This is a genomic window from Labilibaculum filiforme, assembly GCF_002843315.1.
In the GTDB taxonomy this organism is placed as follows: Bacteria; Bacteroidota; Bacteroidia; order Bacteroidales; family Marinifilaceae; genus Labilibaculum; species Labilibaculum filiforme.
The window spans coordinates 335,018-359,645 of sequence record NZ_MVDD01000003.1; the positions used below are offsets into that span (position 1 = coordinate 335,018).

At 36.0% G+C, this 24,628-nt stretch carries 20 protein-coding genes; 6 read left to right on the forward strand and 14 right to left on the reverse strand.

Going from position 1 to position 24,628, the window contains the following annotated elements; genetic code table 11:
• The first annotated feature begins 140 nt into the window (after positions 1-140).
• The gene (locus BZG02_RS06120; protein WP_180335646.1) at positions 141-1,805 is read left to right on the forward strand and encodes an ATP-binding protein; all 1,665 of its coding nucleotides are present in this window, start codon (positions 141-143) and stop codon (positions 1,803-1,805) included.
• A gap of 164 nt (positions 1,806-1,969) precedes the next feature.
• Here BZG02_RS06120 and hisIE read toward each other — a convergent pair whose 3' ends face one another.
• The 8 genes from hisIE to hisG all read right to left on the reverse strand — a co-directional run bounded on the left by hisIE (position 1,970) and on the right by hisG (position 9,226).
• Positions 1,970-2,590: a bifunctional phosphoribosyl-AMP cyclohydrolase/phosphoribosyl-ATP diphosphatase HisIE gene (hisIE, locus tag BZG02_RS06125; RefSeq protein ID WP_101260532.1), complete on the reverse strand. Its 621-nt coding sequence runs from the start codon at positions 2,588-2,590 to the stop codon at positions 1,970-1,972.
• A 19-nt stretch (positions 2,591-2,609) separates the two neighbouring features.
• Entirely contained in the window at positions 2,610-3,365 is a 756-nt protein-coding gene (gene hisF, locus BZG02_RS06130; RefSeq protein ID WP_101260533.1) for an imidazole glycerol phosphate synthase subunit HisF, read from the reverse strand.
• A gap of 3 nt (positions 3,366-3,368) precedes the next feature.
• Positions 3,369-4,100, reverse strand: coding sequence for a 1-(5-phosphoribosyl)-5-[(5-phosphoribosylamino)methylideneamino]imidazole-4-carboxamide isomerase (gene hisA, locus BZG02_RS06135; protein WP_218972156.1), 732 nt, complete (start codon positions 4,098-4,100; stop codon positions 3,369-3,371).
• Positions 4,101-4,176: 76 nt separating this feature from the next.
• Positions 4,177-4,767 carry an imidazole glycerol phosphate synthase subunit HisH gene (gene hisH, locus BZG02_RS06140; RefSeq protein ID WP_101260534.1) on the reverse strand — a complete coding sequence of 197 codons (591 nt, stop codon included), beginning with the start codon at positions 4,765-4,767 and terminating at the stop codon, positions 4,177-4,179.
• A 73-nt stretch (positions 4,768-4,840) separates the two neighbouring features.
• Entirely contained in the window at positions 4,841-5,995 is a 1,155-nt protein-coding gene (hisB, locus tag BZG02_RS06145; protein ID WP_101260535.1) for a bifunctional histidinol-phosphatase/imidazoleglycerol-phosphate dehydratase HisB, read from the reverse strand.
• Positions 5,992-7,059, reverse strand: a complete 1,068-nt coding sequence (gene hisC, locus BZG02_RS06150; protein WP_245868058.1) for a histidinol-phosphate transaminase — start codon at positions 7,057-7,059, stop codon at positions 5,992-5,994. Before hisC ends, hisB begins: the two co-directional genes overlap by 4 nt.
• Positions 7,056-8,348 carry a histidinol dehydrogenase gene (hisD, locus tag BZG02_RS06155; RefSeq protein ID WP_101260536.1) on the reverse strand — a complete coding sequence of 431 codons (1,293 nt, stop codon included), beginning with the start codon at positions 8,346-8,348 and terminating at the stop codon, positions 7,056-7,058. Before hisD ends, hisC begins: the two co-directional genes overlap by 4 nt.
• A gap of 17 nt (positions 8,349-8,365) precedes the next feature.
• Positions 8,366-9,226, reverse strand: coding sequence for an ATP phosphoribosyltransferase (gene hisG, locus BZG02_RS06160; RefSeq protein WP_101260537.1), 861 nt, complete (start codon positions 9,224-9,226; stop codon positions 8,366-8,368).
• An 818-nt stretch (positions 9,227-10,044) separates the two neighbouring features.
• Here hisG and BZG02_RS06165 point away from each other — a divergent pair.
• From BZG02_RS06165 to BZG02_RS06175, 3 genes are all read left to right on the forward strand, one after another.
• A complete protein-coding gene (locus BZG02_RS06165) occupies positions 10,045-10,392 on the forward strand; it encodes a P-II family nitrogen regulator (RefSeq protein WP_101260538.1) in 348 nt (115 codons plus the stop codon).
• 37 nt (positions 10,393-10,429) lie between these two features.
• Entirely contained in the window at positions 10,430-11,671 is a 1,242-nt protein-coding gene (locus BZG02_RS06170) for an ammonium transporter (protein ID WP_218972157.1), read from the forward strand.
• 164 nt (positions 11,672-11,835) lie between these two features.
• Positions 11,836-12,426, forward strand: a complete 591-nt coding sequence (locus BZG02_RS06175; protein WP_101260540.1) for a DUF3332 domain-containing protein — start codon at positions 11,836-11,838, stop codon at positions 12,424-12,426.
• 306 nt (positions 12,427-12,732) lie between these two features.
• On the opposite strand, the gene BZG02_RS06180 is transcribed toward BZG02_RS06175, so the two are convergent.
• The 5 genes from BZG02_RS06180 to BZG02_RS06200 form a co-directional block, all read right to left on the reverse strand.
• A complete protein-coding gene (locus BZG02_RS06180; RefSeq protein WP_218972158.1) occupies positions 12,733-14,097 on the reverse strand; it encodes a glycosyltransferase family 2 protein in 1,365 nt (454 codons plus the stop codon).
• A gap of 89 nt (positions 14,098-14,186) precedes the next feature.
• Positions 14,187-15,380, reverse strand: a complete 1,194-nt coding sequence (locus BZG02_RS06185) for a HEAT repeat domain-containing protein (RefSeq protein WP_180335648.1) — start codon at positions 15,378-15,380, stop codon at positions 14,187-14,189.
• A 1-nt stretch (position 15,381) separates the two neighbouring features.
• Complete coding sequence (locus BZG02_RS06190) at positions 15,382-16,683, reverse strand: CotH kinase family protein (protein WP_101260543.1); 1,302 nt, start codon at positions 16,681-16,683, stop codon at positions 15,382-15,384.
• Positions 16,684-16,689: 6 nt separating this feature from the next.
• Entirely contained in the window at positions 16,690-17,976 is a 1,287-nt protein-coding gene (locus BZG02_RS06195; protein ID WP_101260544.1) for a YaiO family outer membrane beta-barrel protein, read from the reverse strand.
• 92 nt (positions 17,977-18,068) lie between these two features.
• A complete protein-coding gene (locus tag BZG02_RS06200; RefSeq protein WP_101260545.1) occupies positions 18,069-19,241 on the reverse strand; it encodes a hypothetical protein in 1,173 nt (390 codons plus the stop codon).
• Positions 19,242-19,666: 425 nt separating this feature from the next.
• Between BZG02_RS06200 and BZG02_RS06205 the strand changes: the two genes are divergently transcribed.
• Both BZG02_RS06205 and BZG02_RS06210 read left to right on the forward strand, forming a co-directional pair.
• Positions 19,667-20,329, forward strand: a complete 663-nt coding sequence (locus BZG02_RS06205; protein WP_180335649.1) for a DUF2461 domain-containing protein — start codon at positions 19,667-19,669, stop codon at positions 20,327-20,329.
• A gap of 316 nt (positions 20,330-20,645) precedes the next feature.
• A complete protein-coding gene (locus tag BZG02_RS06210; protein WP_101260547.1) occupies positions 20,646-22,574 on the forward strand; it encodes a DUF3857 domain-containing protein in 1,929 nt (642 codons plus the stop codon).
• A 697-nt stretch (positions 22,575-23,271) separates the two neighbouring features.
• On the opposite strand, the gene BZG02_RS06215 is transcribed toward BZG02_RS06210, so the two are convergent.
• Positions 23,272-24,441, reverse strand: a complete 1,170-nt coding sequence (locus tag BZG02_RS06215) for a hybrid sensor histidine kinase/response regulator (protein ID WP_180335650.1) — start codon at positions 24,439-24,441, stop codon at positions 23,272-23,274.
• Positions 24,442-24,628 lie beyond the last annotated feature (187 nt).

The window sequence follows — 24,628 nt, forward strand, 5'->3', positions numbered from 1 at the left end:
GGATCGGACTGATCCTCATTTTTATTATGCTTTCGATTATTCCTATTACATTTTAAAAAAAATACCTTATATTCCCTATTGAAACATTCAAACAATAGCCTTTCAACTATGCAGTCATGTTTCCAACCAAAATAAACCACATGAAGTTGAGTAAATATATATTTCTCTTAATCGTCGGACTTATCTTTACCATCCCTTCGTGCACACACGAAAAGGAAGATATTCTTACCCAAAAAGAAAGAATGTGGTTGAAGGCGCATCCGAATATTCGCGTGGCAGTAAGTACCACGTTTCCTCCCTTTCAATTTACTGATGTGGAAAATAATTCGACTGGTGTTTCGGTTGATATTTTAAGCCTATTAGAACAAAATATAGATTATAAATTCAAGAAAGTATATTACGATAACTGGAAAAAAATACTGGATGCAGGAAAAGCGAAAGAAATTGATGTACTTATAGAGATTCAAGAAACTGTTGAGAGAAGAGAATATTTTAATTTCACCAAAGCATTTATCAGTATTCCTCATGTAATTATCATGAGAAAAAATGGGCCCGACCAAATATCTATCGACGAGTTGGAAAACCTAAAGATTGGGATTGTAGATAACTATGCCGTTCACGAACACCTAAAAAACCTATATCCCGAGCTAAACCTTTACCCACTTCCCAACGATAGAGCCTGCCTAATATCCTTATCGAACCAAAAAATAGATGCAGTAATAACGCAACAAGCTTATGCGATTTATGAAATCCATAAGGAAATGATCTCTAACCTTCAAATTGTTGGAGATATTGAATATGACAATGAATTGGGCTTTGCAATCAGAAAAGATTGGACGATATTATCTCGAATAATCGACAAGGGACTTTCTCGAATAACTACTAAAGAACAAGATAAAATTCTTAATAAATGGGTTCCTATTCAAGCAAGTCCATTTTGGCAATCAAAAATATTTATAAGCATCTTAATTCTTGTATTTCTTAGTTTTATTCTGGTTTTAGTAATTATCTACTTTTGGAACAAATCGTTAAGAAAAAGTGTAGCTACAAAAACCCTGCAACTAAGGAGGGCAAAAGAACAGGCAGAGAAAAGCAATCTCTTAAAGTCCTCTTTTTTAGCTAACATGTCGCACGAAATAAGAACACCTTTAAATGCTATTCAAGGATTTACAGAACTACTCACCAATGAAAATCTAAACAGTCAGCAGAAGGAAAAATATGCCAACATAATCAACACCAACTGTAAATCGCTCACCAATTTAATCGATGAGATTCTCGATTTATCTAAAATAGAATCGGGACTTGCTACTATTAAAAATCAAGATTTCGAGCTTATAAGTTGCATACAAGACGTAATTGATGCCAATTCTACAAGTATTTTGGAAAAGCCAAATCTTAAAATTGAATTCTCCAATCAGCTAAATGTCAAGAATTTAACTATTCATACCGATCCATTTCGTTTAAAACAGATTTTAAACAATCTATTAAGCAACGCAATTAAATTCTCTACTCATGGTAAAATCACCATTAAAGTAAGCTACAAAAACAGCTCTCAATTATTATTTTCCGTTCAAGATGATGGAATTGGAATTGATAAACTTGCAATTCCTTTAATTTTTGATCGATTTACGAAAATTGAGAAAGATTCTACAATCTTGTATCGAGGTTCGGGATTAGGACTAAGCATCTGCAAAAAGCTGCTCCAATTAATGAATGGAGAAATTTGGGTAAAATCAACCATTGGTGTTGGATCAAGCTTCTATTTCACCCTTCCCGTTTCGCAACAGACTGTACTTGATAAATAATTCTACGCGCATTCAAAAACGCATTTATTTTTCACTACTCTATCGGTACTAAAAGTCACCAGCAGCTAATTATTGATTTTCTGAAATTCTAAAAATCAATAATTCACCACTAATAACTTTACTTAAGTCTGATGCTTATTTCAAAACCCGGCTTTAACTTCCACTTATTTACTATGTCGTTCTACCAATAAACTCACCACCTCTTCTAACTTGTAATCTTTTGCTGCCAAAAGTACCAGATAGTGAAACATCAAATCAGCAGCCTCTCCCATAAACAATTCCTTGTTATCATCCTTAGCCTCAATCACTAATTCAACAGCCTCTTCGCCCACTTTCTGAGCAATTTTATTAATTCCCTTTTGAAATAAACTAGCTGTATATGATTTTTCCGACAAATTCTTTTTTCTTTCAGCAATTACTTGTTGCAACTGTAGCAAGAAATCGATAGAAGATGCTTTGTTCTCTTCTGCCCAACAGGTATCGGTTCCTTTATGACAAACCGGACCCGCTGGAGCCACTTTCACCAATAACGTATCATTATCACAATCTAAACTTAAATCTTTAAGCTCCAGAAAATTCCCACTTTCTTCTCCTTTGGTCCAAAGTCTTTGCTTACTGCGACTAAAAAAAGTCACCTTTCCAGTCGCTATTGTTTTCTCGTATGATTCCTTATTCATATATCCCAGCATCAACACTTTTTGTGTTTTTACATCCTGAATAATTGCAGGCACAAGCCCCTCTCCTTTTTCGAAATCAATTTGGTTTGTTAGATCTTTAAAATTCATCTTATTCTAATATAATTCGTTAAATTCTTACTGGTATATTTTTACTTTTTAAATAGTTCTTCAAACTAGGAATTTCTATCTCCTTAAAATGAAAAACACTGGCCGCTAAAGCCGCATCCGCCTTTCCTTCGATAAATGTATCTGCAAAATGTTCCCTATTTCCCGCTCCTCCCGAAGCTATTATGGGAATATTTACCATTTCGGATAGCTTCGCCAATGTCTCGTTCGCAAATCCATTCTTAGTGCCATCATGATTCATCGAGGTAAATAATATTTCACCTGCACCCAATCTTTCTGCCTCTAAAATCCAATCGAATAGATCGATTCCCGTTGCAAGTCTTCCGCCATTTAAATAGACTTCCCATTTGCCAGCCGCAAAACGGGCATCTACTGCAACAACAACACACTGACTTCCAAAACGAGAAGCCAGTTCGGATATTAAATTTGGATTTCGAACGGCAGACGAATTTATAGACACCTTATCAGCACCCGCATTCAGCAATACGCCAACATCTTCGGGAGTAGAAATTCCTCCTCCTACCGTAAAAGGTATATTTAGCTCTTTTGCTACTTTCTGCACCAATTCAACAAGCGTTTTCCTTTTTTCATGCGTAGCGGTAATATCCAGAAAAACTAATTCGTCGGCTCCTTGCTCTGCGTAATATGCAGCTAACTCAACCGCATCACCCGCATCTCTTAAATCGACAAAATTTACTCCTTTCACCGTCCTTCCGTCCTTTACATCCAAGCATGGTATTATTCGTTTCGACAGCATACTTTAAAGAATAAATTCGTTTACTAATTCGTTCATATCAATTCGTTTTTCGTATATCGCTTTACCGATAATCACTCCCCAACAACCAATTTCATTTAAAATGCGGACGTCTTCAATATTACCTACGCCACCACTTGCAACCAAATTTAAGTTCGGAAACTCTTTCATTACCTTCTGATACAGCTCAACTGCCGGCCCTTGTAGCATTCCATCTTTCGAAATATCCGTACAGATAACAGTTTTTACTCCTTTTTTCTGATAATTCTCCAAAAATTGAAACAAATGATAATCTGAATCTTCTTTCCAACCCGAAATAGAGACCATTTCGTTTCGAACATCGGCTCCCAAAATCATTTTTTCAGCACCATATTTCTCCATCCATTGTTCAAATAATTTTGGATTCGAAACAGCAATACTTCCACCCGTAACCTGATTTGCCCCCGACTGAAAAGCCAACTCTATATCCTCATCGGATTTAATTCCTCCGCCAAAATCAATTTTTAGATTTGTTCCCAAAGCAACTCTTTTTAAGACCTCAGAATTACAAATATGTCCTGATTTTGCTCCTTCTAAATCGACCAAGTGCAGACGAGTAATTCCTAATTCTTCAAAACCTTTAGCTACCTGTAATGGATCTTCGCTATATACTTTCTCGGTATCGTAATCGCCTTTGGTTAATCTCACACACCTTCCTTTTATGGTATCGATGGCTGGTATTATTTTTATTCTAGTCATTTATTTTAGATATAAAACATGAGATCTGAAATGTGAAATTAATGCACATCATCCCGTCTTCTCATCATTAATTCCCTTACAGATTTATAAAATTTTTGAGTATTTGAACTCCAACGGCTCCCGATTTTTCGGGATGAAACTGACAGGCATAAAAATTATTTTTCTGAAGCGATGCGCTAAAATCTAAAATGTAGTTACACGATGCAAGCGTATCTTCGGAAACCGGAACATAGTATGAATGTACAAAATAAGCGAATTCCATTGCAACTACTCCTTTAAATAAAGCCCCATTCAATTTCTCCAACTGATTCCATCCCATATGCGGCACCTTTCGTTCATTAGTAAAGCGTTTTACTTCTAGAGGAAAAATACCCAATCCTTTGGTGTTACTTTCTTCGGAACTTTCACACATCAACTGCATTCCCAGACAAATACCCAGGACAGGCTGTGTTAATTGAGGAATCAATAGATCCAAACCATTCTTACGAAGCGAATTCATGGCCCAAGCAGCTTCGCCAACTCCAGGAAATATCACTTTATCGGCATTACGAATTACTTCTTCTTCCTTCGAAACTATCGGAGTAATTCCCAAACGTTCTAAGGCATATTTTACAGACTGAATATTTCCTGCATCATAATCGATAATTACAATTTTCTGATCTTTCATTCTATTTTAGATCTGAGATGTGAGAAATGAAATTTAAGACAAAATCACTTCCCTTACACATTTATTTATACTTTTAAAGCATCCCTTTAGTCGATGGCAACTGTAAACTATTGGCATCTCGGCGAATCGCCATACGAATCGCTCTCGCCAAAGCCTTAAAAATACCTTCTATTTTATGATGTTCATTTTGTCCTTCGGCCTTGATATTTAAATTACAAGCGGCTCCGTCTGAAAAAGATTTAAAGAAATGAAAGAACATTTCCGTTGGCATTCCTCCAATCATCTCCCGACTAAATTCAGCCTCCCAAACCAACCAGTTTCTTCCTCCAAAATCAATAGCAACCTGTGCCAAACAATCATCCATTGGCAAACAAAAGCCATAACGATCTAAGCCTAACTTATTCCCAAGCGCTTGCTTAAATGCTTCTCCTAAGGCAATTGCAGTATCTTCAATGGTATGATGTTCATCTACCTCTAAATCTCCTTTAACAGTCACGCTCAAATTAACTCCGGAGTGCCTGGCAATCTGATCCAACATGTGATCGAAAAATCCGATTCCAGTATCAAATGTTCCTTTTCCTTCTCCATCCAAGTCTAAAGAAATCTTAATTTTCGTTTCATTCGTATTCCTCTCGATTATTGCAGTCCGCTCGCTTAGTCGCAAAAACTCGTAAATTTTCTCCCACGATTGGGTGCGCAATTCAATACAAGCTTCTAAATCCTTTTTTGATTCCGACAGCTCTTCATCGCCAATATTCCCACTTGATGAAATAAAAATAGCTTTCGCTTTCAGGTTCTTCGCCAACTCAACATCCGTCCAACGATCACCTATCACAAATGAGTTTTCCAAATCATATTCCTCCGAAAAATACTTAGTCAACAAAGCCGTACCTGGTTTTCTTGTTGGCGCATTTTCATGCGGAAATGTTTTATCAATACATACATCAGTAAATGTGATTCCTTCGCTCAAAAATGCTTGAACCATTTTATTCTGTGCAGGCCAAAAAGTATCCTCGGGATAGGAATCGGTGCCCAAACCATCCTGATTGGTAACCATTACCAACTCAAAATCAAGTTGCTTTACAATTTTTGCCAATCCATTAAAAACACCAGGATAATACTCCAGCTTCTCCAAACTATCTACCTGAAAATCTACCGGAGGCTCCAGAATCAATGTTCCATCTCTATCGATAAACAGAACTTTCTTTTTCGTAGTGATATCCTTCATGATTTCAGATCGAATTTTGTTAATGAATTTCTCAAAATCGTATTTTCCTGATTCGTTCCAATACTAATACGAACACAATTCCCTAAACTTTTAATTTTTGATCGATCTCGAATTATAATTTCATCGGCAAGTAAAAAATCATACAATCCTCTGGCATTATTCACTCGTATTAAAATAAAGTTTGCATCGGTAGGATAAACCTTCTCTACAAAAGATAAATCGCTTAAAAAAACCATCAACTTATCTCGTTCTTCAATAATATTTTTCACCTGGTCTTTATACGAATCCTCTGATTTTAACAACTCCAAAGCTTTGGTTTGCGTCAAACAATTCACGTTATAGGGAGGTTTAATGCGATTCAAAATACGAATAACTTCTTTCGATGCCAGACCAATTCCTAAACGAATTCCTGCCATTCCCCATGCTTTCGACAATGTTTGAAGAATTACCAAATTAGGATATTTGTCCAACTTATCAATCAAGCTCTTACCAGGAGCAAAATCGACATAGGCTTCATCAACAATAACAATTCCTTGAAAATCGCCCAACAACCTCACCAACTTGCTTTCTGACAGCAAGTTAGCTGTTGGATTATTCGGCGAACATAAAAATAATAGTTTCGATTTCTCATCAGCAGCGACAAGAACCGCATCCACGTCAGGCTGAAAATCTGCCGTCAGAGGCACTCCTCTATTTTCAATAGCATTAATTCCCGCAGCAACTTCATACATTCCATAAGTTGGCGTACAAATAATTACATTATCAATGTTTGGCTCGCAAAATGCTCTAAACAAAAGATCAATCACCTCATCACTTCCGTTTCCCAAGAGCAAATTTTCAGGATGTACACCTTTTAATTCTCCTAAGCGCAACTTTAATTCTTTTTGCATCGGATCTGGATAACGATTCACTCCATTTTCATTTGGATTCTCATTGGCATCTAAAAAAACTGATCCTTTGCCCGAAAATTCATCTCTTGCAGAAGAATAGGGTATCAATTTTTTCACGTTCTCACGAACTAAACCGCTCAAACTAAAGCTTGTTTTAATTTTTGCTCCCATCATGCTTTCCTTTTTATCTTGTTCATACGAACGGTTACTGCGTTTGAGTGAGCATCTAATTGTTCCGCTTTCGCCATGGTTTCGATTACCGGCCCCAAGTTCAGCAAACCTTTCTCACTTATTTTTTGAAAACTAATACTCTTCATAAAAGAGTCAAGACTAACACCGGAATATGCTTTCGCAAACCCATTTGTAGGTAAGGTATGATTGGTTCCTGAAGCATAATCACCTGCACTTTCGGGAGTATAATTCCCTAAAAAAACCGAACCTGCATTAGTAATTCCATCCTTTAATGAATCTTCCTCTTTTACCGATAAAATTAAATGTTCAGGAGCATAAAAATTACTAATCTCAAGCGCTTCTTCCTGCGTCTTCACCAAAATAATTTTGGAATTCTCCAGTGCTTTCGTCGCAACATCTCTTCTCGAAAGCACTTTTAATTGTTTAGCCAGCTCCTGCTCTACAGTTTTAATTAACTGCTCACACCAAGTCACTAATATCACCTGACTATCGGCTCCATGCTCTGCCTGCGAGAGTAAATCTGCAGCAATAAATTCAGCCTCTGCACTTTCATCAGCCAAAACCATCACCTCCGAAGGTCCTGCTGGCATATCAATTGCTACTCCTATTCGATTCGCTCTTTGTTTTGCCGCAGTAACATACTGGTTTCCTGGTCCAAATATTTTATGAACTTTCGGTATCGATTCTGTTCCATAAGCCATCGCTCCAATTGCCTGAATTCCACCAACCTGAAAAATACGCTCGATTCCAACCAACTTACAGGCATATAGAATTGCTGGATTAATTTTTCCATCCTTCCCTGGAGGTGTACAAAGAACTATTTCTTTACAACCAGCCAACTTTGCAGGAATCCCCAACATCAAAACCGTTGAAAATAAAGGAGCACTACCTCCGGGAACATACAAACCAACCTTTTCAATAGCTGTGGATTTTCTCCAACAACACACGCCTTCACTGGTCTCAATAACATCAGACTTTTGAAATTGAGCCTCATGAAACGCTTTAATATTCTTAGCCGCGATTGCCAGAGCCTGTTTTAAATCATTTGGAATTAGATCTTCAGAAACCTCTATAGTCGCACGACTAACTTCTGTTTCCGTAATCTTAACCCCATCGTACTTTTGGGTATATTGAAACAATGCTTTATCGCCATCCCTTTTTACATCTCCAAAAACCAGATTTACGACCTCCTCTAACTCATCCACATTAAAAAGCGGACGACTCAAAACATCCTTCCAGGATTCTTTTATCGGGTATTTTATTACTTGCATTTTCGTAGGAATTAAACTTACAATACCATTTTCTGAATTGGAATAATCAATATTCCCTCAGCACCATTCAATTTCAATTGATCAATGACGCCCCAAAAATCATTCTCGTTTATTACGGAGTGAATAGAGCTCCATCCTTCTTGAGCCAAAGGCAATACTGTTGGACTTTTCATCCCTGGCAATACCTTAATAATATCCGCTACTTTATTATTAGGAGCATTCAGCAAGATATATTTGTTGTTTTTTGCTGCTAAAACAGACCGCATACGAAACAATAGTCGTTCCAATATTGCACTCTTCAAGTTGCTAATATTTTTATTCGCAACTAAACAAGCCTCCGAAACTAATACCTCTTCCACTTCCACCAAACCATTTTTAAACAAGGTACTACCAGAGCTTACTAAATCGCAAATCCCATCCGCTAAACCAATATTAGGAGCAATTTCAACAGAACCAGAAATTACGTGAATATCACACTTTAAATTATTGGCATCTAAAAATTGTTGTAAAGAATTTGGGTAGGATGTGGCTATTTTTTTCCCATTAAAATACTCTAAACCTGTATATTCTACGTCCTTTGGTAAAGCCATAGCCAACCTACATTTCGAGAATCCAAGTTTTTGCAGCACATCAAGCTCTTTTTGCTTTTCAATAACTACATTTTCTCCAACAATTGCAATGTCAGCAACACCATCTTGCACATACTGTGGAATATCCGAGTTCCTAAGGTACAACACTTCGAGTGGAAAATTGGAAGCATTGGCCTTCAACTGATCCTTTCCATTGTCAATAGAAATACCACACTCTTTCAAAATTTGTAATGAATCGTCCTGCAGTCTACCTGATTTTTGTACTGCAATAGTTAATTTTTCTCCCATGATTAAAATTTTTTGGTGCCTATTGGTATTCAGTTTTAGGCAAAAAAAAACGCCCAACTGTTACCAGTGGGCGTTTAAATGTTAGTTAAAATATCTTATAGAATACTGCACAACATCTTCAGCTCACCGATTGGTAAGTATAATGATGATGATGATGAATTGCAGTAAAAATCATTTCTTTTTTCTTTGATATGCCACAAAGATTAGCAAAATATTTTAAGCATCCAAATCCAACATAAAAAAAATGCGATAATATAAACTTTAAATAACACTCCTAAATCAACAAGACCTAATTAATCCAACTGCACTTTTACAACATTACCATACCTATATATAGGGACACCTTCTCCAAAATAACCTTTTTTACGAACACCACCCCCTTTCGGAATCGTTACAAATGTAAAAAAGCACTTTTTTTATTAAATACCCCCTATTTTATTGTTGGTGTTTTAAATTTTTTAATACTTTTACAGTGTTGGTGTGTCAAAAACAGGGGGTGATCATTTAAATAATGTTATTTTTTAAAACCATACCCCTATTTTAAATATCAAACTACAAAATAAACCATTATTACTAACTATTATAAAAAACCTAAATTTTTACCACATGCAAATACATCATTTAGATCTTCGAAGCATAACCACATTAGGTTTCGAAGAAAAAAAAGAGCAATCCCTTTCTTCAATTTTTCGACAACGGTCGAATTTACGCTTGGTCTAAACCCGAAACCCGAGATTCCTTAATCCGGGGAATCTCGGTGTTTCAATTAGGCGAGAATAAAAGAGTATGATTTGAGAAACTATTAAAACAATTAGCTCATGAAAAAGATCGAAGCAATTATCCGTAAGACAAAATTTGAAGACGTTAAAAAAGGCCTGCACAATGTTGGAATTGACTACCTGTCATTCTGGGATGTAAGAGGCGTAGGAAAATCAGTAGAAGAGAGAGTTTATCGGGGTGTTACCTACGACACCAGCAGCATTGAAAGAACTTTAGTTTCTTTTATTGTACGCGATAAATATGTTGACAGCTGTATTGTAAGCATTCGTGAAAATGCTTTCACCGGAGAAGTTGGCGACGGAAGAATCTTCGTTTACAATGTAGAGGATGCTTACCGCATCCGAACAGGAGATTCAGGAGATCGTTCCCTGTATGACGAAGAGTAAACCAAACACTAATTTTTCACCTTTTAATTTACCTATTATGGAAGAAACACTTACTTTAGATATTTTACAAACTAGCATTGCCGAAACAGCACATTCTCTGGATATTGTTTGGGTGTTAATAGCAACCGCACTTGTAATGTTTATGCAACCTGGGTTTGCTATGGCCGAGGTTGGTTTTACCCGATCAAAAAATACAGCCAATATCCTTATGAAAAATCTGGTTGATTTTGCCGTTGGATCCATCACATTTTTTCTGATCGGATACGCCCTAATGTTTGGTACCGATGTTGGAGGACTTATTGGGAAACTTCCTTTCATGGAAGATGTAAGACCAGATATCGACCTATCCTTTTTAATGTTTCAAACTGTTTTTGCCGCTACTGCCGCCACAATTGTATCGGGAGCAGTTGCTGAACGAACTGAATTTAAAGCATACATTTTATTTAGTATTGTAACCACAGCTATTGTATATCCTATATCAGGACACTGGATTTGGGGTGGTGGCTGGCTAAGCGAACTTGGTTTTCATGATTTTGCTGGATCCACCGTAGTTCATTCGGTTGGAGCATGGATGGGACTTGTCGGCGCTGCTATTATCGGACCACGAATCGGCAAATACAACGGAAAAGTAAATGCTATTCCAGGTCATAATCTTACCTTCGCAGCTCTTGGTGTATTTATCCTTTGGTTTGGATGGTTTGGCTTTAATGCAGGCTCTCAGCTAGCAGCAAACGGAACGGCTAATACTGCAGCTATATCTCATATTTTCTTAACCACCAACTTATCGGCCGCCGCTGGCACTTTATCGGCCTTATTTATTAGTTGGATGCGATACAAACGTCCTACCCTCTCTTTAAGCTTAAATGGCTCGTTGGCCGGATTGGTAGCAATCACAGCAGGTTGTGATATTGTATCTCCAACTGGTGCTATAATTATTGGCTTACTCGCAGGCGCCGCTCTTGTATTCGGTGTTGAATTCATCGACAAAGTGTTACGAATTGACGATCCCGTAGGTGCCGTAAGTGTACACGGAATTAACGGTGCCTTAGGAACCATTCTTGTCGGATTCTTCGCAAAAGAAGGTGGTGTATTTTACGGAGGAGGATTCAGTTTACTAGGAATTCAAGCCTTAGGAGTTGTTGCAGTTGCGGCATGGGCTCTTGGAACTGCATTTATCATTTTCAAACTACTAAAAATAACCGTTGGCTTAAGAGTATCTGCCCGCATCGAAGAAGAAGGTTTGGATATTTACGAACACGGCGAACAAGCATATCTATAACATACTCTATCAAAACCGTTTCTCTTAAATGGCAAAGATCAAATAATGATCTTTGCCATTTTTTTTTCATCTTAAGGAAGATTTTTTACAAGATAGTTTGTAATTTCATGTCACATTCTACGTTAGCATAGGATAAATGGTAATTAACTTTAAACCAAAAAAAAATGAATCAAATGAAGAAAGTAAATGTATTTTTATTAGCGTGTTTCTTTTTAGTACTTAGCATCGGTCAATCGGGATGTTACGGTCCTTTTCGCCTTACAAAAAATTTACACGAGTGGAATGGTACGGTAGGTGATAAATTTATTAATGCACTAGTGTTTTTTGCATTTATTGTAATTCCTGTATACGAAGTTGCTGTTTTTGTCGATGGCGTAGTACTAAACACCATTGAATTTTGGACTGGGGATAATCCAGTGAGCATGGGCGAAAATGACAAAGATGTTCAAATTGTAAAAAAAGATGGTAATAAATATCGCATTACTGCCACTCAAAACAAATTTCATATTGAACAACTTCAAGGAAGCAACAAGGGCGATACCGCTGAATTAATTTTTGACCCAGCAAACAAAACATGGAGCCTTAAAGATGGAAATAAAGACCTGCAAAAACTGGTAAATCTTAACGAAGAAGCAAACCTAATTCAGGTTTACAAGCCTAATGGTCAAATCGTAACTTTTGATCAGAACACAAATGATCTGGCAAGTATTAAATTACAACTGCAAACAGAATCTGTAAACTGGGCTCAAAAATAAATTACAAGATACTGTCCGAAAAGCTACATTTCCTGGCTACTGTTACATGAGCTATAAAATGATAGACATTCTGCCAACTTCCCAATATCAAAGGAATAGCAACAAGAATAAGCATCTACTTTTCGGACAGTATCTTAAATCCTAAAAAAAGACACCTGTTTGTCTTTCACTACTATTAAAAATTGCAGAAATGTAAAGAACAAAAAAAAGATAGTATTGAATCCCAACCAAAAATTTACATTCAAAATAGTCCCTGCTTTTTTCAATAAACCACCAGTCAAAGCTGGACAAAGAATACGAATCAACTTAGTTTTTCGAATCCACTTTTTTAGGTTTATTCTTATGATGTTGAAAGCCTTTCCGCTCCATTTTTCCCCAACTTCTATTTCCCATTAAATATTCAACATTCCCTTTAACTGCAAAAAATAAACTTATTGGGTGAAGAAGAAAAGGCTCCAATAAAGCCGCTATCCACAAGCGGAATACATCCATTTTTCGTTCGTAGCGATGAAAAGTTAACTCCTCGTACAATATTGCACAAGTTGAAAAAAACACCGCAAATGTGTACACAAACAAAGATGTTATCAATACAAAATCCAAACTTAAGTTATCGGTTAAAAATAACACTATCATATAAATAATACCCAATACCTCAACAAGAGGAGCTAACCACTCGAATAAAAACCAAAATGGATAACCCAATATTCCCATTGCCCCGTACCTAGGCGAAAGAAATATTTTCGAATGATCTGTAAGTGTTTCAATTGTACCTCTAGTCCACCTGCTTCGTTGTCGACCAAACACCTTCAAATCAACAGGAGCTTCGGTCCAGCACAACGGATCCGGAACATACTCAATCTTATACTTTTCGCGATTCTCTGACATGTATCTTCGAATCCGTACCACCAATTCCATATCCTCACCAATAGAATGTGCATAGCCACCACTTTGAATCACTATTTCGCGTTCGAACATTCCCATTGCACCAGAAATAATAATTAATCCATCAAGCTTAGCCCAAGCCATCCTTCCCATTAAAAAAGAGCGCGTATATTCCAACACTTGCATTCTGGCTAAAATATTCCGAGGAATTCTTACTTCCGCTATTCTTCCTTTTTCAACAACACATGAATTAGCAATTCGAACCACCCCTCCAGCAGCAATCACCCGTCTATCGGTTCTTTCTAAAAATGGTTTTACTAATTTCAAAACAGCATCCGGCTCTAAAATCGAATCTGCATCAATTGCCATAAACAAGGCTTTGTTCGACACATTAATACCAACATTCAATGCATCGGCTTTTCCTCCATTCTCCTTATCAACCACAATTAAATTTGAATAGGTGGAAAGAGTCGATTTATAGATTCCTCGAACCTCTTTTGTGGGTATTTCTGCATTCACTGCAAAATTCACCTTCTCTAATTTAAATGCCTCCAGTAACTCTTCAAAAGTTGAATCAGTACTACCATCGTTAATAATTATAACATCAAAATTATTATAATGAATTGTATAAATAGATTCTACATTATCCACAATGGTTTTAGCTTCATTAAATGCGGGCACAAGAACCGAAACAGAAGGTGCTAAGGGAGAATCCAGAATCACATTATAATCCACAAAGCTATTCTTCTTCAAATAATAGTTCAAAGCAATCCCCGATATAATACTCAAAACTGTATAACTAAAGATCAAAAGAAATGCATAGGAGATAAAAATCCTATCCAGAAAAAAACTAATAAATCTTATAAACTCATCGTAATTCATATTCTTGGATCTAAAACATGATTGACTATTCCTTTTAACTCTTCATCGCCGTTTTCTGCAAGTGTCTTTAATTTAGCAATCCCAGTATCACCTACAAGCGCCATAGATTTACAACATTCCATCCTGATCTTAAACTCTTTGGAAGCCATATTTTCTATTAAGAAATTCACCTCACTCTCTAAGCGCAATTGACCAATTGATCGAATAATATTGACCTGATTAGGAAGTTCCTCTAAAAAAAAGATATTTTTCAACCTAACAACCGCCTCTTTACTCTCTAAATCTACCAGCGTTTTAATCACTTTCCCCTTCACTAAATCACTCTGATGATTCAGCAATTCTAATACTTTTGGGGCGGCCTCCTTTTGCTTTAAAACACGAATCATATCCAAACAAAACATCACAACTGAATCATTCCAATGATCCAACCACAAGTGAAACTCGGGTATTTCGATTCTCTTTTTTCGAATTAGATCGAAAACGTTAATCTGTTCCCATACGGTAAAAGGTTTTTCCTGAGAATCTAAAAATGCAAAAGGCACAAACGGAAGCAACTTAATTAATCCCATTTGAGTTTCAATTCTAAGAATCTCGTTTGGTCTTTGAAGGAATTCCATGATGTATTTGTTTTCGCTCTTCACTCCCATGTGACTCAGCTCGCGAATTCCAACTATTTTATGATGCCACCTTCTTCGAAGCTTTTTAATTGAATCTTCATTTAATTTCATTTCCAAATACAAGCCTCTAATTTGCTTGCTTACTATCTTACTCTCAGCAGTATCAATAGAAATTAAAACCGCTGTCATAATTTTTCTATGAAATTTAGACTTAATACGTTTTAAATCTGTAAGTTCTTTTTCCGATAAGTCGTTAATTAGAAAGCGCACTACTATCCTAGAATACTTTTGATGCAACAATGCCGTTTTCCGCTTCCGATAAGCAATATATAATTTAGAAAACAGGATGGAAGGCAATAAAATTAGCAATGCAATAAAGAAAATAATGATCATATAGATGATCAATCGATTCAATACAGTATAAGGCAGACGCTCAAAAGTATAGTTTACAATGGACTGCGCCCTGTCAAAATGGTTTTTCCAAAAATCAAAATACACGAACACTACTCCCTGAACGTGACTAACGCGTCCGAACAGCTCCATTAAAATGATATTTAGAAATTGTATTAGCATTCTAATTTTTTATTTTGAGTTCTTTTTTTACAGCCTTTATTCTTTGCTCGATAAAAGGTTCCAAACCAGGAATAAAAGCACCTGCATCATTTGTATTTCCTATTGATAAATGAATATTTGTTTCAAATTCAGCATTGCTATACATTTTATGCGTATCGTAATAAACCGAACGTCGTATCTTTCTGGCTAAAGTTTCAATTTCTCTATTCAAGGCTTTACTTGTAAATTTCTCACTTAGCAAATAGGTAATATAATCTGTGTAAAGTTTCTGATATTCAGCCTTACTAAAAAGCAATTCGGTTAATGGATTGTCGAAAGTATCGTGCAGATAAAAGACACTTAAATTTTCTGCCTGATTCAAATCAAAAACTGAACTAAATGCACAAAGTGCATAATTTCCATCGTAAGGAATCCATTCAAACTTTTTCGTATCTGTATTTTTATACAAATAAAAATTATGCGGATAGAGTAAATTATACGCATCAACATTTAAAAACAAACTAGTAATTGCAAATATCTTCAAGCAACTTTCTACATTAAAAACATCATTAATTTGCAGTGAATCCGAACCTTCTAATTCTTCCTTCCCGTTTATCACCCGAATTAATTGCATTAAATCGGCATACTCATTTACCGACTTATTTTTATTTCTATAATCCCCCACATACACCAAACTATCATCACCGTGATAAGCAAAAGTTGCTTTTGGTTCTCCTTTAAAAAATGCCCCTTTTTTATTCTGAAAGTTTCGCTCTAAGAAACCTCTATCCACCTCCTCGGTTAAAACATAAAGCCCCAAATGCTCATTGTTAAGATAAACATTCGCATAGGTACATCGAGGAACTGGCAAACCTTCTTCTCTCATAAAATCGAGATACAATTTCTCTCTCATGAAACTCGGATCTCTAAACGCATTGTTAAGGTTGATGGTTTTTAACCCATCTAGCTTTTGCGTTTTATTAAATTCTCCAAACTTTATCTTCAAAGATTTTTTCTTCCCTGGATAGTAATCGAAAGATGACTCCCCTTTTATTCGCACCCCACAACTAAAATACTTTTTACCATTTACCTCCACATTTCCCTGCAGATATCTCTTCACCCGTAAAGAATCTCTTTCTTTTTTAATAAAGAGTAAGCTATCCCAGGCATCGCATTGAAGAAACTGAATACGCACTTCATGAATGATATCCGAATTAAATATGCGACCTCCGGCAATACTATCCTTATTCACTGAAATAGTATCAGGAAAAGCTATGACAGGATATAAAACTAAAACGATTAATAATTGTAAAATTTTATTCATGAAATATTAAAATTGGTAAGACAACTTCACTGAAAAAGATAGAACATCTCTCTTTTCATTCACCTGATACTCTTCTCTTTCATACCCCAACTTAACCAAATAGAGTAACCGATCTGTCTTGATACGATCCTGATAGGACAATCTTAACTTTCTACTTTTATAATCATAGTTACCCAAGGAGGAAAAGTTTCCTCTTGGTTCATCTGGTGAAACTCCAGTGGCTAATTCAAGTCCTATATAATTCTTAGAATCTCTTAAATACCTTCTCGTTGTTAACCAATACGATTGAGAAAGATCTCCATTCTTAGGTGTCAGATAAGTGCGAAAGGAAAACCAATAATTCCGATAATATTTCTCTACCGATGCGGTATAGATATAAACATTTTTATTTCCGGAATCGGAATCAAAATGCAAAAATCTCATTCCTGCCGAAACTCCAAAAGACTTTGGCAATTTATAATACAATTCAGCACCTGCCCGATGTTGAGGAAATAAATTATCAGGAGAAAAACCATAATTTAAATACGCATAACTCTTCTTTGTAACTCGGGGATAAGCATCCACCTCAAATTGCTTGGCTACTTCATTCGACCAAAAGCTCTCTCCATCAGAAATTAAATCTCCCAAATTAAACTTTCCAATAAGTGATCCCCAATTATAGCGACGAGCCAATTGAAAAGAACTAAGATGCCACCTTCTATCATAAGGCTCGTTAAATCGTTCGTAATCGTGTTGATATATCGCTTTATAATCCATTCGCGACGATTGGTGTTTTTCCAGCAAAAGCAAACCCTCTTCGTTAGATGGATTTAATTCTAATAGCTCGTCTAAAACAAAAGCCGACTTACCTTCATCGCCAATTTCCTCTAACAACTTAACCTTCTGAACTAAAAAAGCCTCTTCATTTGGGAAAAAAGACAAACCATACTCGCAATAAAAAATGGCTTTATTTGCATCACCATCCCATTTTTCCGTATCAATAATAGCAAATATTGCATCCCGATTATCGTAATCTTCATCCAAAACTATTTGCAATTCTTCCCGGGCTTGTTTAAAATTTTTATCCCAAGCATAAGTTCTTCCTATTAATATTCTTGCATCGTAAAAATTCGGAGTCCGACTCAATATTCCATAACATATGCTTCTGGCTTTTTCACGATCTCCTGCGAAAGCCATACCTCTTGCCTGTTCGAATTCCTCCGAATTATTATTTGAGCTCTCAGGAATTTCCTGAGCAATGGTTTGCCCAAACGAAAAAATAAAGAAAAGTGTAAGTAGAGATAAAAATTTCATTATCTATATATATATTTTATGTTTATTCTTTACCGTACAAAAACACGTGCAAATATCCAGCTTTAACTTGACAATAACAAATCCATTAAGGTTTAGTCCACACACTCCATTCTATTCAGCTTATCTGCTGATATATCATCCATTACAGTTTTCATGAAAGGCCGATAGTACTCCCAAAAAAACATCTTTCTATCCTTTACCTGATTGACATTATAAAATGCTGCGCTCAACTTATCAACTCCCCTAAAGTAGGAAGAATAGATACCCATTTCATTATCAGAGAAATCGCAGGCAAAATAGATAAAGTGATAATCTTTATTGTGCTCTATAATTGCCGGAAACTTTTTAGGCAAATCAAACTGATTTAATAAAGCCTCGCCTTTGCGGTTCACATCTAAATGAAACCAAGCCAAAATAGTATTTTGTGAATCGCTTGTATTTATATCAAACCAAAATGGATAGTAGATTGATTCAGGAACTTTATATTTCTTTTGCGTGCTCAACTCACTTTCCAATACCGGAAAACGTCTGTTTAGGTGTTTTTTTGCATCCAGAATTACGATTCGCTCCTTATTGTCGACCAATACGATACCTGCATTTTTAAAATCATACTTCTTTTTGTAATTCTTCTCATACAAATCAGGCACCCAACGAGGAATTTCCGAATCGAGAAGCGTATCCAATGTGTTGTAATATTTTCCTACCCAACCATTCCATTTCACCCCCAACATATCTTCAGCTTGCTGGCGAATAACGGGAGCCGTTGGCGATGCAAAAAAATTAAATTCAGCAATAATCGTCTTGCCTTTCTGCTTTAACTCTCTAATCAAATCAATCTCTGTGGCTTGCAATCCTCCATAAAAAAAGGATATTGTATCTTTTCCATAATCAGGATGATCTTTCCAATTCGAATTATAGATTCCGTAAGTATCCGCAAAAAAAGCAACATCCAGAGAATCTGCAAGCGATGCAAATCCTTTCTTTTCAAAAACCCGCAAATCTTTAATTACGTAATCCCCATGCCCATCTGGATGAAAACCATAAAAATCTTCGGCAAAATTATATTCCTCTCCATTGGGTTTTACCCATCGTTTTTGATTAGCAAGCCAAAAAAATGACAAGTGCTCAGAATAATTACAATTGGGAGTCGTTTTATCCACCACCAAAAGATTAATTTGCACCTGATCCTTAAACTTCCAACTAATCCAAGAAACTACAGGAATTAAAAGAAATAAAAGAATTACTATTCGCAACAATTTCCACATTCGTTATTTTTATTTAAATTACTTGCAATATTCACACTTATAACGCTTATAAACAATATAAAGTTCATTTTTTTTGATAAGTAATTTTTATTTAAGGGTGTAAAGCTCTTTTTTAGGCTTGACCGAATTTATAAAACTAATATAAATTTAATTTTCCTTAACTTAAAATCAGATTATCATTCATCCATCAAAATTATTTCTTCATGAAAAACATGCTTACAATAATAATTTTTCTCCTTAAGTGATTTTATTTCCAAACCAAACACTCGTCTGTCAAAAAATAAAAAAACAGAAACCATGTGCAGCATCCTATGAGCTTGCTGCTTTACCCGAAAAACCTGAAACAGATGTAAAATATATGGGGAAACCTTTTACCGAATACCTTAATAAAGATGATAAAGGAATTCCCTTTTAAAAACCAAATCATGTTAAATAAAAATGTATACCCCTTTCTGCTCGAACTAAGAGAAAACAACAATAGAGAGTGGTTTCGTGCAAATAAAAACAAATACGATAAAGCCAAAAAAGATTTTGAACTTTTTGTGGCATTAAGTATCGAACAGCTAAAACAAATTGATCCTGATCTTTCGGGACTTGTTGCAAAAGACTGTATTTTTAGAATATTTAGAGACGTCCGATTTTCGGAGGATAAACAACCGTACAAAACCCATTTTGGAGCTTTTCTGGCAAAAAATGGCCGAAAAAGCAGCTATGGAGGTTATTATATTCATATTCAACCCGATGGAAGCTTTTTAGGAGGTGGTTGCTTTATGCCTGCCCCCAATGTTCTTAAAGCCATTCGCGAAGAAATATACCATAACCCATTAGAGTTTAAAGAAATAATCACCAATAAGGAATTTATTTCCCATTTTCCAGAACTATACGGAGACAAGCTTAAAACTGCTCCTCGTGGCTATCCTAAAGATTTTGAATATATTGACTTGCTGAACTATAAAAACTACGCAGTTGGTAAAATGGTGCCTGATGAAATCGTTTTATCCGATCGATTTCCGAAGGAAATTTCAAATTGCTTCACGAGTTTACATTCCTTAAATGTATATCTAAATCAAATACTAGAAGATTTATAGAAACCTTTGTCTTTTTATGTTGATTTCGAAAAATAGTTTCCTACAGAAGTCTACAAAACAGCAAAGCTTTTCATTTTAGGAGGAGATACATCTTACTATCCTAAAAGAAAAGGTTTTTCTTGTTCTCTATTGTGATACAATGTAAATTACTACTTCCCATATATTATCTATTAATTGGCATTTCCCGATTTAGATTCATTCTTTTATGTTCGTTTGTTATATTAGATGAAATTTATAAAAAACTCATTGGTGCGGCAAAACAAAATTGTGGGCAGATTTGCACCCCATCCATCTGCTGGACGAAAGACCATACAATATGAAACAAATTACAATCCTTAGTTTACTGACTTACTTTTTACTTCTTCCTCCTGCTTTTGCAAAAAAGGAAACGAGTAAATATCCTGCCTCTGCAATTCCAGCCAAACTTAAAAAAAATGCCAACGCAGTGGTTCGTTTAGATGAGTCGGAGTTTACCGTGCACTCCTCAAAAAGCTCAAGACTAACACAAAAAATGGTAATTACCATTTTAAATAAGAAAGGGGAATCGTACGCCTCAATTCCTTTTGGATACAGCAAATTTACCACATTAGAAAATTTGAAAATCACCATTTACGATTCCTTTGGTATGGTGATTAAAAAGGTTAAAAACGCTGAAATTAAAGATTACAGCTATAATTCGGCGGGTGAGCTTATTGGTGATTCCCGCTATAAAATTTACGAACCTGTTCAAAAAAACTATCCTTATACCATCGAATATGAATCGGTATCAGACTATAAAGGTATTTTTGTTTACCCTAGCTGGCATGCTTATCCAGGATATTTGGTTAGTATTGAGAAATCAGTTATGAAAGTACTTCTTCCCCTGCAGGAACAATTACGCTACAAATGCATTCATTTTACCGACTCCATTCACACAGCAATTGAAAATAATCAGCAAATTTATCAGTGGGGAATTGATAGTTTGCCAGCCTTAAAAAGCGAAGCATACTCAAGCGGTGTGTTAGCACAATCACCTCAAATTCTTTTGGCTCCTCTGCATTTCGAAATGGATAATTATCCTGGTAGTTTAGATAGTTGGAACAGCCTTGGAAAATGGTCGGCCAGCCTTAATAAAGGAAGGGACATAATTCCGGAAGAAGAACGAACTCATATTTTGACACTTAGCAAAAACTGCCAAACAACTGCCGAAAAAGTAAAAGTTTTGTACGAATACATGCAATCTAGAACGCGATATGTAGGCATACAATTAGGTATTGGTGGCTGGCAAACTTTGCCTGCCGAAATGGTTTCGGAAAAAGCATATGGCGATTGCAAAGCTTTATCGAACTACATGAAATCTTTACTTAAAGTGCTTGGTATTGCTTCGAATTACACATTAGTAAAAGCAGGTGAAAGTAATAACCTGCAACATACCGATTTTGTACATAGCTATTTTAATCATGTTATTCTGCGCGTTCCCTTGCAACAGGATACTATTTGGCTCGAATGCACAAGCCAGAAAATGCCATTTGGATATCTGGGAAGCTTCACCGATGATCGCGACGTGCTGTGCGTAACCGAAGATGGTGGAGAGCTTTGTCATACTCCGGTGTACACGATGGAACAAAACCAGCAAGTGCAAAAAGCTACTTTTACAATACAAGCCAATGGGGATGCTCATGCCGAAATTTCAACCATGTTTTCAGGCATTCAATATGAAAATATAGAAGCCCTTTACCATAGAACCAGCGCAGAGGATCAGAAACAGTTCCTTTACGAAAATCACATTTCATTACCCGATTTCACCATAAATGATTACAATTTTGTAGAAGATAAACAGCAAATCCCTTCCTCTGTTTTACATTTAAACCTGGAGGTGCGAAACTATGCTTCCCAAACTGGCGATCGTTTATTTATCCCATTAAATCAAATCAACCGAGCCACCTACATTCCTAAAAAAGTAGAAAACAGACTTACTGATATTCGCTACACCAGGGCAATGGAAGATAAAGACAGCATCTGCTTTGTACTACCGAATGGATACAGCATTGAAAATATGCCCAAGGAAAAAATTATCGATTCGGATTTTGGATACTATAAAAGCACAGTTGAATTTAAAAATCAAAAAGTGTATTATACCCGAATTTTCCGCAAAAATAAAAACACTTTTAAAGCATCCCGATACGAGGAATTTCGTTCCTTTCGGAAAGAACTTGCCAATGCAGACAAGATAAAATTGGTGTTGAAAAAAAATACCAAATCGTGAAAAGCATCAGGAAATAAAATATATAAAATCCGGAAAGCATAAAACATCCAAAGATTCAAAGCTAAAACAATAGGAACTTACATGACTTTGTTTTTTTTACCTTCAAAGCCCCAAACTAAAACAAGGGGCAAAAGATAAGAAACGTCCATGGCAAAGCAATTTTGACACACAGGGAAATGATTATCCCAACATGGTAAGTTCCATATGGCAAAAACTTAAAATTATAATCATATGAAACGTCCATGACAAGGATATTTTAACACACAGGGAGATGATTATTCCAGCATGCTAAGTTCCATATGGCAAAAACTTAAAATTATAATCATATGAAACGTCCATGACAAAGGTGTTTTGACACACAGGGGGATGATTATCCCAGCATGGTAAGTTCCATATGGCAAAAACTTAAAATTATAATCATATGAAACATTACTTCTCATAGTAAAAGCTTAGTCTTTTTTGAGATTTTGATACTTGATATCCAAACTCTGCAGTAGTCCGACGCGAATTAAAATTGCATTCCAAACAACTATTTTACCTAGGTCGCGACTTACCAAACGCATACCTACCCGAGCTTACAACCGCCTTACTCCTTTAGTCCAGGCTAGCGGAATTGGAGCCCTGCAGACTCAAAAATTCTATTTAAAACTTGGATTTTGGATCTTGAATTTTATCCTTTGATACTTGATGCTTGTATTTAATACACTGGCAAATAGAAGGATACACGAACGCCACCTTCTTTTAAATTCTCCACATCCACTTTCGCTTTGTGCAAATCCATCACTAGTTTTACAACCACCAAACCAGCGGTAAAGCGTTTAAAATCTTCTCTTCGGGCATCTTTACTGAGCTCAAAAAAGTGAAAGGTATAATTGACTTCCGATGGAGTGAATTGAACGCCTAAATCCTGAACAAAAACTTTCACACTTTGTTCGTCGAGGGCAGCACCAATAATAACCTCCGAACGCGAGGGAGCATTCGTAACTGCATTTTCAATTACTTTCTCCATACTAATACCTAATAATTTCTCATCCCCACGAATAATGTAATTTTTAGGAATATCTACCTTTAATTTGATCTTACGCTCCGAAATAAGAGGCTTTAACTTTTCGATACTCCCTTTAACCACTTCGTAAACAGAGATACCCAAAATTTTCATTTCGTAACGATCAAAACGCAAAGCAGACAGCAAGAGTGCCATGTCCGAAACACCAATTAACTTTTCGCAAGCCTGAATGATGTAACGCACATATTTTAAATTGGTTTTATTTTTAATAGAAAACTCCAACATTTCGGCAAAGCCAACTACTCCGTTTAGTGGCTCGCGTAATTCTGTCGACATCAGCGACAGAAAGTCATTTTTGGCGTCCTCGAGAGTAGAAAGTTGATGATTGGCACGCTCCAGACTTTGGTTCGCATCCACTAACTCCATGGTTCTGGCTGCAACACGCTCCTCCAATTCTAAATTCATCATTTTCAGCGCCTGATTCTTACATTTTAAATCAAGATGCGTATTTACTCTGGCAACTAATTCCTGAGGGTTAAATGGTTTAGTCACATAATCCTGTGCCCCTGTTTGAAAACCTTTAACAATAGATTCTTCATCTACTTTGGCAGTAAGAAAAATGACAGGGATATCTTTCGTTTTTTCTTTCGATTTAAAATACTCACACACCTCATAACCATCCATTTCAGGCATCATGATGTCCAATAAAATTAAATCAAAACTTTTTGACACACAAAGCATAATAGCATCTCTGCCATTTAGTGCATAACTGATTTCATAGGAGTCATCGGAAAGAATGGATTGCAAAACTTTAATGTTATCTGGTATATCATCAACGATTAAAATCTGATATTTCTTCATTTCCGGTAAATTATATAAGTAGCTTGTAGTCATTCAAATCATAAGGTAAAATGCTATCCATTTAACATTTACCTCTTTCTAATAAATTAAAGCATAAATATACCACATAATTTTACACATCAAAACCGAAATCCTACTTTTTTAATGATTGCCTTGTTCTTAGAATCGTCGAAGGGTGTATTATACG